This is a genomic window from Serratia sp. TSA_105.2 (assembly GCF_052692115.1).
Genome location: NZ_JBQZFT010000007.1, coordinates 63005 through 76980 on the forward strand (window position 1 = coordinate 63005; position 13976 = coordinate 76980).

At 48.3% G+C, this 13976-nt stretch carries 15 protein-coding genes, 1 tRNA gene and 2 pseudogenes; 11 read left to right on the forward strand and 7 right to left on the reverse strand.

From position 1 onward, the window contains the following. Positions 1-132 precede the first annotated feature (132 nt). From ACUTSC_RS19050 to ACUTSC_RS19065, 4 genes are all read left to right on the forward strand, one after another. Positions 133-381: a glycine zipper domain-containing protein gene (locus ACUTSC_RS19050; RefSeq protein ID WP_042785957.1), complete on the forward strand. Its 249-nt coding sequence runs from the start codon at positions 133-135 to the stop codon at positions 379-381. 69 nt (positions 382-450) lie between these two features. Beyond that, a complete protein-coding gene (locus tag ACUTSC_RS19055) occupies positions 451-801 on the forward strand; it encodes a hypothetical protein (protein WP_443003232.1) in 351 nt (116 codons plus the stop codon). A gap of 155 nt (positions 802-956) precedes the next feature. Further along, positions 957-1358: a phage holin family protein gene (locus tag ACUTSC_RS19060; RefSeq protein ID WP_443003231.1), complete on the forward strand. Its 402-nt coding sequence runs from the start codon at positions 957-959 to the stop codon at positions 1356-1358. Then, the gene (locus ACUTSC_RS19065) at positions 1355-1648 is read left to right on the forward strand and encodes a YqjK family protein (RefSeq protein WP_443003229.1); all 294 of its coding nucleotides are present in this window, start codon (positions 1355-1357) and stop codon (positions 1646-1648) included. Before ACUTSC_RS19060 ends, ACUTSC_RS19065 begins: the two co-directional genes overlap by 4 nt. Positions 1649-1787: 139 nt before the next feature. Here the strand turns inward: ACUTSC_RS19065 and ACUTSC_RS19070 are convergent, their stop codons facing one another. From ACUTSC_RS19070 to ACUTSC_RS19090, 5 genes and pseudogenes are all read right to left on the reverse strand, one after another. Then, positions 1788-2021, reverse strand: a complete 234-nt coding sequence (locus ACUTSC_RS19070) for a hypothetical protein (RefSeq protein WP_443003227.1) — start codon at positions 2019-2021, stop codon at positions 1788-1790. Positions 2022-2152: 131 nt separating this feature from the next. Then, on the reverse strand, positions 2153-2317 hold the full coding sequence (locus tag ACUTSC_RS19075) for a hypothetical protein (protein ID WP_185742330.1): 165 nt from the start codon (positions 2315-2317) through the stop codon (positions 2153-2155). 267 nt (positions 2318-2584) lie between these two features. Next, positions 2585-2809 carry a YgdI/YgdR family lipoprotein gene (locus tag ACUTSC_RS19080; RefSeq protein ID WP_042785961.1) on the reverse strand — a complete coding sequence of 75 codons (225 nt, stop codon included), beginning with the start codon at positions 2807-2809 and terminating at the stop codon, positions 2585-2587. 80 nt (positions 2810-2889) lie between these two features. Beyond that, on the reverse strand, positions 2890-3924 hold the full coding sequence (locus tag ACUTSC_RS19085; protein WP_443003225.1) for a YrzE family protein: 1035 nt from the start codon (positions 3922-3924) through the stop codon (positions 2890-2892). A 156-nt stretch (positions 3925-4080) separates the two neighbouring features. Next, positions 4081-4479, reverse strand: a pseudogene (locus ACUTSC_RS19090) (YetF domain-containing protein); the annotation flags it as partial. 64 nt (positions 4480-4543) lie between these two features. On the opposite strand from ACUTSC_RS19090, the gene ACUTSC_RS19095 reads away from it, so the two are divergent. Together ACUTSC_RS19095 and ACUTSC_RS19100 are read left to right on the forward strand one after the other, a co-directional pair. Next, positions 4544-5664, forward strand: a protein-coding gene (locus tag ACUTSC_RS19095; RefSeq protein ID WP_445653495.1) for an IS3 family transposase whose coding sequence is annotated in 2 segments (ribosomal slippage) — positions 4544-4802 and positions 4802-5664 — 1122 coding nt in all. Because the reading frame shifts where the segments join, the coding sequence is not laid out codon by codon here. A 44-nt stretch (positions 5665-5708) separates the two neighbouring features. After that, a pseudogene (locus ACUTSC_RS19100) lies at positions 5709-5888 on the forward strand (IS3 family transposase); the annotation flags it as partial. 252 nt (positions 5889-6140) lie between these two features. Here the strand turns inward: ACUTSC_RS19100 and ACUTSC_RS19105 are convergent. Beyond that, positions 6141-6305, reverse strand: coding sequence for a hypothetical protein (locus ACUTSC_RS19105; protein ID WP_443003222.1), 165 nt, complete (start codon positions 6303-6305; stop codon positions 6141-6143). A gap of 478 nt (positions 6306-6783) precedes the next feature. On the opposite strand from ACUTSC_RS19105, the gene ACUTSC_RS19110 reads away from it, so the two are divergent. From ACUTSC_RS19110 to ACUTSC_RS19130, 5 genes are all read left to right on the forward strand, one after another. Then, a complete protein-coding gene (locus ACUTSC_RS19110) occupies positions 6784-7581 on the forward strand; it encodes an SDR family NAD(P)-dependent oxidoreductase (protein WP_260440742.1) in 798 nt (265 codons plus the stop codon). A 127-nt stretch (positions 7582-7708) separates the two neighbouring features. Next, the gene (locus ACUTSC_RS19115) at positions 7709-8386 is read left to right on the forward strand and encodes a helix-turn-helix transcriptional regulator (RefSeq protein WP_141971372.1); all 678 of its coding nucleotides are present in this window, start codon (positions 7709-7711) and stop codon (positions 8384-8386) included. 394 nt (positions 8387-8780) lie between these two features. Continuing rightward, on the forward strand, positions 8781-10241 hold the full coding sequence (locus ACUTSC_RS19120) for an ATP-binding domain-containing protein (RefSeq protein WP_443003220.1): 1461 nt from the start codon (positions 8781-8783) through the stop codon (positions 10239-10241). Further along, the gene (locus ACUTSC_RS19125; protein WP_443003218.1) at positions 10235-11929 is read left to right on the forward strand and encodes a TraI domain-containing protein; all 1695 of its coding nucleotides are present in this window, start codon (positions 10235-10237) and stop codon (positions 11927-11929) included. Before ACUTSC_RS19120 ends, ACUTSC_RS19125 begins: the two co-directional genes overlap by 7 nt. A 67-nt stretch (positions 11930-11996) precedes the next feature. Further along, positions 11997-13010, forward strand: a complete 1014-nt coding sequence (locus ACUTSC_RS19130) for a tyrosine-type recombinase/integrase (RefSeq protein WP_443003216.1) — start codon at positions 11997-11999, stop codon at positions 13008-13010. 199 nt (positions 13011-13209) lie between these two features. On the opposite strand, the gene ACUTSC_RS19135 is transcribed toward ACUTSC_RS19130, so the two are convergent. Beyond that, positions 13210-13285 (reverse strand) — tRNA-Phe (locus ACUTSC_RS19135). Positions 13286-13976 lie beyond the last annotated feature (691 nt).

The following is a 13976-nucleotide window of genomic DNA, read 5'->3' on the forward strand; positions in this document are numbered from 1 at the left end:
AGTTCATGCTTAGCTATCAAAAAAGCTGCTATAGCGTGTGTTTGAGTATTTGGCACAGTTTTTGTATAACGTTTATGCTGGCGAAATAAAGCTGGTTAAATATTCTGAGTCATAACCGTTATGGAGAACATCATGTTTGGGAAAGCTGAAGACAAAGTAAAAGAAGTTGCTGGCGAAGCGCAGGAAAAATACGGTGAACTGACCGACGATTACGGGCACCAGGTAAAAGGAGCGGCCCGTAAAGTCGCGGCACAGGGGAGTCAGGCAGCTCAGGAGGCTGCTGAAGTCGTACGTGATAATGTGGAAAACAATCCATTTGCGGCGATCTCCATCGCTGCGGGCATTGGCTTACTGATTGGTCTGCTCATTGGCCGTAAATAAGATAACCGCGGGCGCAAAGCCCGCTTTTTCTGATAGCGGGCGCTTTGCTATAATTTAAAGGAGTTAAAAATGAATATATTAAATATGGTTATCCTTTCTGCAACATTGGTATCAACAGGCGCTCTGGCCGAATCTATCAATGCTGAACATTTAAAAAACAAAGCAGGGCAGAAGGCTGAGCAGGCCACCAATCGTGCTGAAGAAACGGCTCACAAGGCAAAAAACCGGCTGGAGGAGAAACAACTTCAGGCTGAAAACCGGCTCAAAAACGGCGGAGAAGCAACCGCGACAGATAAGGTAAAGGAAAACTCACAGAAAGCCTGGAACCGGACCAAGGAAACCACAGAAAAAGGCTGGAATAAAACAAAAGAAGCCGCTCAACAGTCGGGTGACGCGGTAAGCGAAAAAGTAGGCCATTAACTCGATTCCCCGGCCTGTCCGGGGATACCGGATTAAACTTCGCGTTGACCTCTCTGGGCTGCGATTTAAAAAACACGGCAGAGCTATTGCTCGCCGGTCAGTGATGAAGCACAGTGGCAAAGAAGCCCTGTCGTACAAAACAGAAGGACGCCGTTATGAGAAAAATGAATGATCCGCAGCGGGGCCCCTCCCGTGGCCTGATAGACACTATTCGCCGCGTATTTACCGCCCTTACCGGAACGCTGCATACCCGCCTGGAGCTTGTAGCCGTTGAGCTGGAAGAAGAGAAAAGCCGCATTACCCATCTCCTGATAATGGTGGGGCTGACCCTTCTTTTCACTGCGTTTGGTATTATATCCCTTCTGGTGTTTATTCTGTTGTTAGCCTCACCGGAACATCGCCTCATGGTACTGGGGGGGGCTTCCGCTGTGTTTATTGTTCTCGCATTAGCTTCGAGCATTTTCATCAGACAAATAATTTCCCGTAGCAGAATATTGCCAGAGACCCGCAGACAACTCAGTAAGGATTTGAGCATTCTTAAGGGGGATGAAGCATGAATGTCAGGGAACTCAGGGAAAACCGTAAACAACAACTGTTGCAACAAATAGCACAACAGCGACAGATATTGAGCCTGTTAAAAAGTGATTGGCTAAGACTGTCGGAACCCGTTGATCGCGGCTGGCAGGCATTATACCGTTGCCGGGCTTTTATCGTTCCCGGTATCGGGATAGCCGCCCTGTATGCGCTCAAATCTAAACCACGTCGTCTGTTCATATGGCCACGCAGAGCTGTGGCCGCATGGGGGGCAATGAAATTTATTCGTCAACGGATCCGCCTGTTCAGATAACAAGACAAGAGGCTGGTTTAGGTTCTCGCGCTCCATGATTGAATCACCGCCCCTAGTCTGTTTCAGCCTTCGAAAAATCTGGGGTTCCCATGTAGAACCCCCTTATTATCGCCTTCAGCCAGCTGCCTACGCTTTCGCATTATTTGCCAAACGCCCGTTCACGAGTTTCCAACTCCTCATCGCTGGCCAGTAACCCGTCAACTGAGACATCCCTATCTTTCCAGGCCAACAATGACCTGATGTCGTCAGAGCGTCGTTGACGATGCGCTTTGAGCATGTTGCGCCGCCGGGCGTTGTCGACCATTGCCTTGCGCGCCAGTTCGCCGCGCGCCTTCAACATGGCCAGGTACAGCCGGTATTCCTGTTTATCCATGGCATGATTTCCTTATTGGGGATGGATGGGTCGTGCCAATTTGATATTGGGAGTAGTCGTCTCATCCGGGGCGTATTGACGTTTAGGATGAGATCGACTTTCCAGAGTTTGCACGAACCATATTAACCTCATCATTTTTCAATTACAGCAGGATCTGAGCTATATCCAGAAGCCTTTTCAGCATCCCTTACCTGCTCCCGCAAAGATTTATTAGGGGTTTCAGGACAACCTACAAGAATTAACGTAAAAATAAACATCAGTGTAAATCGTAAAATTGCCAGGCTGTATTTATTCACCAGGCTTTCCTTAATTGATTAAAAGAATAAAGCACGATCCAAACCTATTCCATTAAAGTTAGTTACATCTTTTTAAATGAGAATCCCTCTATAAAAAAGTGGTTTCTTAGACGGCATCTTAATGGTTGGATGATGGGTGTAACATTTTAATAACTATAGATACCAATCAGTTCTGTTGATTAATGAAGACCCTTGTAACAAGGGTCTTCATTAAAAAATAACACTGTTACTTAACTAATTTATTTTACTTCTATCCTCTTAACTTCATTATGGGATCTCTGAAATTTCTTTCACTTCAGACTGGTTAATTTGCTGTTTGACGCCATTAGCATCGGTGTAGCCTACCAAGCCTGCGCTGGTCTGGGCCGGTTTAACTTTACTGACTATAGTACGGCCGTCATGTGTATAGATGGCATAACTTGAACGTGTGCATCCCGATAGGGCCATGATGGAAAAAATGACGGTCGCAGCGTACATTAGCGATTTTCTCATAAGTCTCTCCTTAACAGCATGAACATAGCTAAAATTGCACTCAATCTGATTAGATCTCTTGATAACGCTAAACCAGCCTATCAGCTTCGAATATGACGGGCATTCGTCTTTACGCCCCATAACCCGGCCAACGCACTGATGATTGCTCCAAGAAGCAAGGCAAAGAATGACCACAGAGCCGCACGCGCCAATGCATCTGCAGCTGCGGCAGCCTGCTCACGTGCTTTCTGTTTAAGCTCGGCATACTTTTGCTTCGCCTCATTAATTTTCGCTTCTGCTTCATCGAGACGTTGCTTAACGATTTGAGCTGTTTTTTCTTTTGTATCGATCAAGTTAGTGACTGTTTTATCAACCTCTGCAGGAGACATGTCGGTGTTTTCACTCAGCGCTTTTTTCAATGAGTCCTGGTTGACATCCTGAGTAATTGCATCCGCGCGCTTTTTCAGCTTACTAATAAGTTTCTGTATGATAGCGTCATTGCTATCAGGCTGGTTGAAGAAAGCCTTAATCGCATCACTCAAATCCGCTTTAGCACCATCAAGCTGCTGCTGCATAAATTCTGGCTGCAACGAAGGTATATCGCTCTTTTTCAATGCAGCTACCACATCCGATTTTAGGTTTTCCGGCTCAAGTTTTGTGTCGATGTCCAGCTGGTCAAAGAGATTTTTTCCCACATTTGTCACTCCGGAAGCACCGTTTCCAAGCGCAGAGCCTGCACCTGAAAGCAGGCTACCTGAGGTAGAAGCTATGGCGCCGAGCGCATTACCAGTCATCTTAACGGCTGAGCCAACCAACAAGGTTCCCAGAACTGCAGCAACAATGAGCGCTGTAGCCCACACCAGGAAGCCATGAATGAGACCATCATTTGCTGCCAGACGACCGGCGACGAAAGCGCCGATGGCAAGACTGACAATAATCGAGATTGCAGACCAGACGGCAACGGTGGTTCCCGCTCCATTTACCGGATCGTCCGAAGCCGGGTCAACAATGGAAAGCCCAAGACTTGTACCCAGCGTTGACAACAGTAATGACACGGCCAATACAGTGATCACACCGCCTATTACGCTACCCCATGATATTTTTTTTTCAACAACCATCCCATTTTCCATTTTCATTTACGATCCTTTTCATGTTGTTAACATTGTGTTAATGTTTGCTGAAAGAGATGCCACAGTCTCAATCGAGCCATAACAAACATAGCAATAATAATCAGTTATGCCAAATCTACGGAGAAAAATCGTTACTTTAAATGCTATAACAATGAATAGTGCTTAAAGAGAGAGTTTAACCTCGCCGTTATTTAATATAAAACTTAATTTTCCATTCCAAAATTCCGCAAGGAAAACCGCGTGAGGATCTATAACAGCGTCCTTTAATTTACAGGCAAGCCATGCTTCATCTTTCTCTATCGAACTGAGTTCAGCAATCCTGGCCTTACCATCTTTCATTACGATAACTGAAGGCATCTTGGCGCCATCGCATACAACCGTTATTTGACCATTTGACTCTATCTGCGCATAAGTGACTTCCTGGAATGAGGGGATCCCTTGCGCATGAAGCTGAGACGAGACATTCAATATATCAATTTTATTTCTTTTACTCGATATAGCATCAATAAGAAAGCGACTCTCTTTGATGATTGGTATTGGCTGACCTATCATAACTGACTTGCTCCCGTTGATTAATACACCGCGATGTTAGTAATGTCTTCATAAGCCACATGAGGACATCCCCATGAAGAAGCGTTTTTCCGATGAACAGATCATCAGTATCCTCCGCGAAGCTGAAGCCGGGATTTCTGCCCGTGAGCTCTGCCGCAAGCACGCCATTTCCGATGCCACCTTTTATACCTGGCGTAAGAAGTATGGCGGTATGGAGGAGCCCGAGGTTAAGCGCCTGAAGTCGCTTGAGGAAGAGAACGCCAGACTCAAGAAGCTACTTGCCGAAGCCATGCTGGATAAGGAGGCACTTCAAGTGACTCTGGGGCGAAAGTACTGACGACAGACCAGAATCGGGAAGCTGTTGAGTTTATGAGTGATGCGACTGGTCTGTCTCAACGTCGTGCCTGCAGGCTTACAGGTTTGTCCCTGTCGACCTGCCGCTATGAGGCTCAGCGTCCGGCGGCCGATGCGCATTTATCAGGGCGTATCACTGAGCTGGCACTGGTGCGCAGGCGTTTTTGTTACCGCTGCATCTGGCAATTACTACGCCGTGAATGCCTTCATGTTAATCACAAGCACGTGTACCGCCTTTATCATCTGAGAGGGCTGGGCGTAAAACGCAGGCGGCGTCGTAAAGGGCTGGCAACAGAACGCCTGCCGCTGCTCCGCCCGGCGGCGCCCAACCTGACCTGGTCGATGGATTTTGTCATGGACGCGCTCGCCACTGGCCGCAGGATCAAGTGCCTGACCTTTGTGGACGACTTCACGAAGGAGTGCCTGACAATTACCATCGCATTCGGGATTTCAGGCGTTCAGGTCACGCGTATCTTGGACAGCATTGCACTGTTTCGAGGTTATCCGGCGACGATAAGAACTGACCAGGGGCCGGAGTTCACCTGCCGCGCACTGGATCAATGGGCTTTTGAGCATGGTGTTGAGTTACGCTTAACCCAGCCGGGCAAGCCAACGCAGAACAGATTCATAGAGAGCTTTAACGGACGATTTCGCGATGAATGCCTGAATGAGCACTGGTTCAGCGATATCGTTCACGTCAGGAAAGTTATTAATGACTGGCGGCAGAATTATAACGAGTGTCGTCCCCATTCAGCACTGAATTATCAGACGCCATCAGAGTTTGCAGCTCGGTGGCGAAATGGAAAATATGAAGGTAAACAAACCGACATTACTAACTGATGGTTGTATCTAATACTGGGGGCAGGTCAGTATCACTTAAGTTAGTGATAGTCATAATACTAGTTTTTAGATAGTCGTTGGTGTCAGGAATTGACGTTTTAGGTCCAAAGATGTGCAGACGACGTAGTGTTCAGGAAAAAATCGCCATTGTTCAGCAGAGCTTTGAGCTCGGTATGACGGTGTTGCTGGTTACGGGTCAGCACAACGTAGCCGCGAGCCAGCTTCCACTTAAAGAAGTGTGAAGGGAAGGCTCTCTGAGTCTGGACTTAGTGCGCCCCTATGGGGCGAAATCAATGCCACCTGCTATGCAGGTGGTTTTTTACGGCAATAAATGGGTTTTATCGTTATTTCAGTAGTTTTTACTTTTCAATAACTTTATTGATTGTTATCAGCGCCCCCCAAGATCTCGAAATCATCTGGGTTGCAGCTTTTCCATTTGTCTGAGCCGGCTAATATCTATCTGTCCCAACGCTTCACTATTTCCCCATTTTTTCAATGCGGATAATATAATTTAACGGGATAATTAACTCTTTGGATGTTGCGTTGTAGTGTTCAAATGATGGCATTTCTAACGCGGCATCCTCATCTGTATTCTTACGATAAGTAACCAGCCATTGGATTTTTTCTGATACTTTTGACATAAACATTACCTTCTTCTCTGGATGGTCTCGCCATTCACGTTGACGCTAAAATTGGTGCCGACCTCGACACGAGCGCATGGCGAGCTTATTCCTCTATTTCGCGATATGAAGAAAATCGAATCCTGATGAAACTCATTATTCGATAGAAATAATAATTTCAGTCGAGTACGGGCATCCAATAGCGTAACTATCTGTTGATTATGAGTTAATTGTTGATTGAAGTATGGATTGATTGTATGAACCACACCTGAAGTTGTCCAGGTAAGTCATCGAACAGGCAATAGGATCGCATTTAAAGTAAAATAAATCATTATGAGCCGTAGAGAGTCATACAGCTTTCACTCTGAAGTGTGGCTAGTGAGTGTAGCGCCCCAGCAAGGAGTCGTTATGAAAGTACATACGGATTTCCTCTGGTTGCCTTTTATAATTAAAAGGGTGTAGTCTTTTCAATAGCATTTCGTTACCCATGGTATGAGTAATGATTCTCTACCGTCAGATATTTACAACCAATCTTGAGGATTTTTTAATGTCAGCAAAAGTAGTTGTAATAACAGGTGCGCTTTCTGGGATTGGCGAAGAGTGTTGCCGTCAGTTTGCAAAAAACGGTTATAACGTAATATTTTCCGGCCGAAAAACCAAGCGTGGTGAAGAGCTACAAGAGGAGCTGAGGGACATTAATTCTCAAAGTCACTTTGTGCTTGCTGATGTTGCTTTTGAAGAACAAGTGGCCTCCTTGATGGAAATGGCCTGTCAAATGTACGGTAAAATTGACACGGTAATTCACAGTGCAGGAACAGAGGGGCTACCCGCACCCTATGCTCAAACTACCGTCGAAGACTTTCATCGGGTATTTGATACTAATGTCCTGGGCACACTGCTTGTGATGAAGCATGCTTTGCCTGTTATGTGCAAGCGGGGGACTGGCAGTTTAATTAATATATCTTCGCAAGCTGGATTGGTTGGTATCCCTAGAGGAAGCGTGTACGCTGCCAGTAAACATGCAGTCAATGGGCTTACGCGCTCCGTAGCACTTGAGGTCGCAGCTAAAGGTATTAGGGTTAATGCGATTGCGCCAGGCCCCGTTGATACTGATATGTTTGATCGCTTTGTTGGCCGGAATGAAGAAGCGAAAGCCGAATTTCTTAGTCGAATGCCTACCGGGCGTACAGCAACTACTGGGGAGATTGCTGCTACGGCTTTATTTCTCTCCTCCGATGCTGCTCGGTCCATCATAGGACAAATCATTACGGTTGATGGTGGGTATTCGGTTGGTTAGAACAAAGCCTGATGCTGTAAAGCCCACCATATTGAGTGGGCTTTACAGTATCAAATGGGTTTGAATCCATATCCACCTATTGTCAACACCTCACTTACAGCTTGTTTCCAGATATCTGAGGCATTCTATGAAAAAGGGAAAACGGATTTTCACAGGAGCAGAGCAAGCCCTTGAGCCAACAATTGAATCCTATATGGACAAACCATTAATTCATGCTGGCGGTGGTATTATCCTTGTGAAGGACCTGAACCACCGCTTTGTGGCATCTAACGCGGTATTTAGTCGTTTCTCAGGCGTACATCCACATAAGCTACAGGGGCTTAATGACTTTGACATGCCCTGGGCTGATAGAAGGGATATTTATACCAATCATGAGAATGCGATTCTATCTGGCGAGCGTTATAATGTTCTTGAACCTTTGCCTGGAGTGATTAAGGCCTTTTTGCACACATCCAAAGAAATTATTTATGATGCAAACGGGTATCCTGCAGGAACGCTTGCAACTGCTATTATCATGAATGGTGTCTTTGATTTTTCTAACATAGCTGGAACATCAAAACTTATGAGAGTATCCCCCTACCAAGGGGTGAACCTTACTGCTAATGAGGCTAAGATCCTGTTTTTTGTTCTTAAGGGAGTGAAAAGGAAACAGGTTTCAGATGTGATGAATATTACACCGGCGAACTATGATTATTATTTGAGAAACATTAAGTTTAAATTTCATGCTGGTTCAATAGTGAATCTAATAGAGATTTGCATTGAGCGTGGGTATCATGAAAACTTTCCTTTTCAGATGGTTGTGTAATATGTTAACTTTCATGACCTATGAAAACTCATAGGTTTTCATTTTTTGGTATTTGATTCTCTGGTCTGTTAACTTTATCCTGTAATCACTGAATAGGTGGAGTGTTAATTTTCCTGCATCGAAGCGATTGCAATACCAGGGGAGTATAAGAAGATAAAAAGACCGTGTGCCGGTCAAGTGTATTAATTTTTAATCTGCAACAATATTGGGCGCTAAATATTAATGGTGTGTGACCATAGTATTTGGCGTTTTTTTTAAGACTACTGCAACAGCAATACAACGTAAGGCAATTTACCCTGGAAATCTTTTCTTTCGGAAAAAGGTTTTTTGGTGGCGCTTGTCGTGCTGAACTGCGCAGGATAAGCGCCGGTCATGTGATTACGGAGTGCTGCTGATGTCTTATTCTGATACGCCCGAACAGGCTGCCATCATCGGTTGGTCTGGCCATCGCCTGGTGGTCAGGCCCTTTGCCGGCACCGGCAAAACGTCCACGCTGGTTCGGTTTGCCCAGGCAAACCCGGACCACAAAATGCTTTATCTCGCCTATAACCGTGCAGTCAGGGATGAGGCCGAGCAAAAATTCCCGTTCAACGTCGAATGCAAGACGTCACACCAGCTGGCCTGGCCCAACTTTGGGCGCCATTACCGGCAGCGGCTGACGGCTAATCTGCGTATCACCGACGTGGCCCGTCAGCTCAATACCCGCCATTGGCCACTGGCCCGCACATCTATCACGACGTTTAACGCCTTCCTCTGCAGCGGAGATGCTGAATTAGGCCCGCAACACCTGCCTAATGAAGAGGCGCGTAGCGGCCTGTCTCCCGATAAAATTCTAGCGGCCGCGCATCTGCTGTGGCGTGAGTCTGCGTGCCAGGACGGCACCTTCCCTGTCACCCATGACATTTACCTCAAGCTTTATCAGCTCTCGCAGCCTGACCTCTCCAGACGCTGGCAGACGCTCTTGTTTGACGAGGGGCAGGATGCAAATCCGGTGACGCAGTCGCTGGTACTGGCGCAGTGCTGTGATGTGGTGCTGGTTGGCGATCGGCATCAACAAATCTATCGGTTCCGGGGCGCGGAGAATGCTCTTGACGCCTCAGCGCTGGCTTATGCGGACCAGCTTTACCTGACTCACAGTTTCCGTTTTGGCCCCGCCGTGGCCCGGGTGGCCAACAGGCTGCTGGCCCGACAAGGCGAAACGGTGCCCGTGGTCGGGGAGTGGGGAAACGACAGGGTTGTGACGTGTTTACCCGATGACGTAAAGGCGCAATCTGTTGCCGTATTGAACCGCACGGTGGCCGGTGTCATCGGCGCGGCACTGGATGCCAGTCTGGCCGGCAAGAAGGTGTATTGGGTCGGCGGTATCGTCGGCTACAAGACCGAGGAACTGGAAGACCTGTACTGGTTCTCGGCGGACATGCCCGAACGAATGCACTCCCCGCAGCTTTCCCGGGATTACCGTAACTTTGAGGAGTTTGAGGCGGTGGCCAGGGCGACCAAAGATGCGGAAATGAACCAGGGGCTCCGGTTGCTTGACCTGTACTTCCCGCTGCCGCAAAAGCTACAGGTGATGCGTGAGCATGCGGTTACTGACGAAAGTCAGGCGCAGGTGACCGTGTCGACGGCGCACCGCAGCAAGGGACTGGAGTGGCCGGTGGTGGTGCTGGACGAAGATTTTGCGGATATCACGGACCCTTTGATGACCGAGTGTGAGCGTACCGATGAAACCAACCTGCTGTATGTCGCAGTGACCCGGGCCAAGGAAACGTTGGTGCTGAACGGATTGCTGCAGATGCTGATGGAGAAGGGCGACGAGGGCGAGGATGTTGCCGACACGGGAGACCCTGTATGCTGAAAGCCATCAAAGAGATGCTGGTTGGGACCAGGGAAATGCTGGTGAGGTCAACAGCACGCGTTTCAACCCCGCAGAGCCCAGCAGGCTATTTTATGCCGGCGACCGCCGAGCAGTTGCTAGACACGGCATCTCGCAAGCAGTGTCTGCAGCAGCTGTGGGAGAACAGCGTACTGCCCAAAGACCTCTATACGGATTTCTATCTGCAGCCGCTGAATCAGCTAATGACGCTGATGCAGGTACTGCCGGCTGCGCAGCAGGGGGAGTATGCCCGGGAGGGCGGGTTGGCTGAGGTAACCCTCCAGACGGTGGCCTATGCGGTGCGCCTTGCCAAGGGACATATGCTGCCCCCGGGAGCGGCGCCGGAAGAACAGGCAGCCCAAAATGTGCAGTGGAACATGGTGGTGTTCTATGCGGCACTGTGGCACTACCTGCCGCTGTTTAGCCAACTGGAGGGTGAGCTCCGGAGCGGTCAGCCCTGGTTAGTTGGTGTGGTCATCCCCATAGAACCTTACCGCTTTCGGTTCACTGCTACCTCGTCAGATCCGGTATTGGTGACAAGTCAGAGCACGATGATTGCGGCACGTTTGCTGCCGGCAGCGGTCACCGACTGGCTGTCAGCACTGCCGGTGTCCATTCAGTCGTTGATGCTGATTGCGTTACGTCAACCGAGTGCATTACCGGTGATAGACGACATTGTCCAGGAGGCGGTCAGGCTGGCCCGTGGCGAGGATTTATTGGCTGCCCTGCAGGAAGGTGGGGCTGCGCTTGTAACACCGGCAGTGCCATTAACGCCGATGGTGCCGGCAGTTGAAAAAGAAACTTTCACTCCGCCGGTGTCGTCGATTGATTTGCAAAGCACAGTCAGCAGCACCCACTCACCTCTTATCGAGGAACAACTGCTGGCAGAGATAGCAGGCCCGTCTAACGGGAATGCACCGTCAGCAACGGATGCATTACTCAGCTCGGCACTGGATACACCGGTGAACGACAAGCCGTTGGCCGGGATGACGATAGAATCGGAGCCGGTTGTCGGCACGGGGGAAGATCTCCAGGCGTTGCTGTCGTTGATGGATGTATCGGTGTCTGCTCCGGTGAACCAGGCAAAACAGGCATTAGGAGACGCCCCTCACGAAGATGAAGGCCCTATGCCTGCTGATAATCCTGTGCTTACTGCTGAAGTGGCTCAGGAGGTTGACGCAGCCGAAGTAAACCAGGAGTCAGACGGAGGCGATGATATCGCTTCCGAAGCGGCGTTTTCAACCCCCGAACTTGGCGCTCCTCAAATACCAACACCGGCTATTGAAGCTAATGAAGGGGTAGCGCCCGGAGACGCATTTTGGCGTTGGTTAGCTGATGGACTCAATTCTAATCAAATCCTCATTAACACTGGAGAGGCTAGGGTTCATCTTGTTTCTGGTTTTGTCTTTATAACCGTGCCTGGAGTTTTTTATTTGTATTTGAAACAGACGGGTCTGGATGGCTCTCAGCGAGAAGTCCTTCAGGAAGACTTTGAACGCCTGGAAAAACACCGCAGGGGGAAGGGTAAGCGATTTTATTTTGCGTACCTGTATAAAACATCAGAGTGCACAGGTGCGTTTAAACGAACCAAAGGTTATCTCGTTAAAGCAAGTTTGCTCTATCGGGGCGAAAAACTACCTGACGACAGTCCGGTATTAGTGATCCCTTAACAGGGATTAATCGTGTCATGCGAACATATCATGCTCGCATGATTTTTGTTTAAGCTAGGGAGATATCATGCATAAATTGCGTGCTATGGATTGGGAAACTCTGCTTGAGGAATATTTTTTCTCAAAAGCGCTACGTCCAGAAACTGAAAAGAGTTATTTCCGTGTCGTTGCCGTTTTCAGGAAGTTTATTGGGTATGACAAGTTACCTGATGACGTTACAAATCGAGAGCTGATTTTGTGGCGTAGAGACATGCTTGGAAGGGGGATTACAACAAGTACCTGGAATAATAAAGCTCGCCATTTGCGTGCGATCTACAATCAGGGGATAAAGAAAAAATGGTTAAACATAGAGGAAAATCCTTTAAACGAAACGCAAGTACCACCAGGTAGTAAGCGTAAAAAAATACTGAACCGTGACCAGTTGGTCAGGATTAATCTGGTGTTAGAGCAGTTTGAAGAACGCGAAAAAAGCCACGTGGGCAAAAGCCGTTCCTGTGCTCTTTTTCCTGTTTGGTATTGGCGGACGGTTATCGACGTTTTGCGTTCGACGGGGATGAGACAAAACCAGTTGTTACATATACGTCTTATGGATGTTGATCTTGAGGCAAACTCGATGTTGCTGTGTAAAGAGGGGAGTAAAACTCATCGTGAGTGGTTGGTTCCTATCGTCAGTTTTGTCCGCGAACGTATGCGAATACTTGTTAGTCGGGCAATTGAACAGGGGACCGAACCGGCAGATTATCTGTTCGATGTGGCGCGATTCTTGGCGCCATTGGGTGAGGTTGACTCAGAGCCAGCAATACAACCTGTTCGCTCGTTTTTCACCAGACTAACAAAAGAGTGTGGTTTTAAGGTAAGTCCACATCGGTTCAGGCATACACTGGCGACTGAGATGATGAAGTCACCAGATCGTAATTTGGCAATGGTTAAAGGTCTGCTGGGACATCGAAGTGTCAGTACAACGATGGAGTATGTTGAGCTGGATTTGAAGATGACAGGGCAAGCACTTGAGAATGAATTATCACTGTATATGGATGTCGCCACCAACGGTGAAAAAGGGCGCAGACACGCCTTGACATAATTTTAACAAGCTGTAAAAATCACCAGTGATCGAGAAAAGGACGCCTGTGCAGGAACACAGGCATCCATTTTAAGAGGAACCTAGTTATTAACATCGAGTGTGCAAATTCGAAAAAACATTGCGATATCAATCTGTTAGTTCCATTGTTTTGCCCGTTAAAGGGATTGCCTCTAACCAGCTCGCTTTCATGCAGAATTAATGGTGCCCGGACTCGGAATCGAACCAAGGACACGGGGATTTTCAATCCCCTGCTCTACCGACTGAGCTATCCGGGCAACGGGGCGCATTAAACCGTATTGGCTGGATGGCGTCAATCGCTTTCTGTCACAAAGCCGATCGGTTGCTCTATTTTCAGGCAGTGAACCCGGCGGAGTGGGGAGTGGGAGGGTATCGTCACTCAATAAATATGCATATAAAACGTGTATTTATACCGGTATTCAGGTGGGGTTTTATGGTTTTTTATTTAAAAAACAATATATTATATTTCAATTGACGCGCATTAAACCAAGGCGATTCTTGCTTGAACCCCGCAACGAATCATGCAATCATTGCGCAAATTTTAGCACTCTCCGTTCCCTGACGGTGTTCCCGCTTCTTATAAGCCAGAGGGTTATTGGCATGACTGGTTTTGTTGCTCAAGCGCTGCTGCGCACCAGACATCTGACGCCGCCACCGTTCCGCCGTTGTCTCCTTTGCACGTCATCCGCCCGAATACGCCTGCCGGCCATGCGGTAAAGCCGCCTGATGCTCGCTGTTAGGCATGCGTAAAGCCAGCGCTGCGGCCCTGATTTTACTGATGCCTGTCGGACGCTGCCAAGACCAGTTCCCCCGATAGCCGCCTGATGATCCCCGATCATGAGCCGGTCACGCACGCCGCTTATGCTGCCGTGCCCGGGTATCGCTTTACCGGGATAACCGCGTTATCTCATTACCGTGCCGGTGGCACACCCTCATCCTTCACCGTTT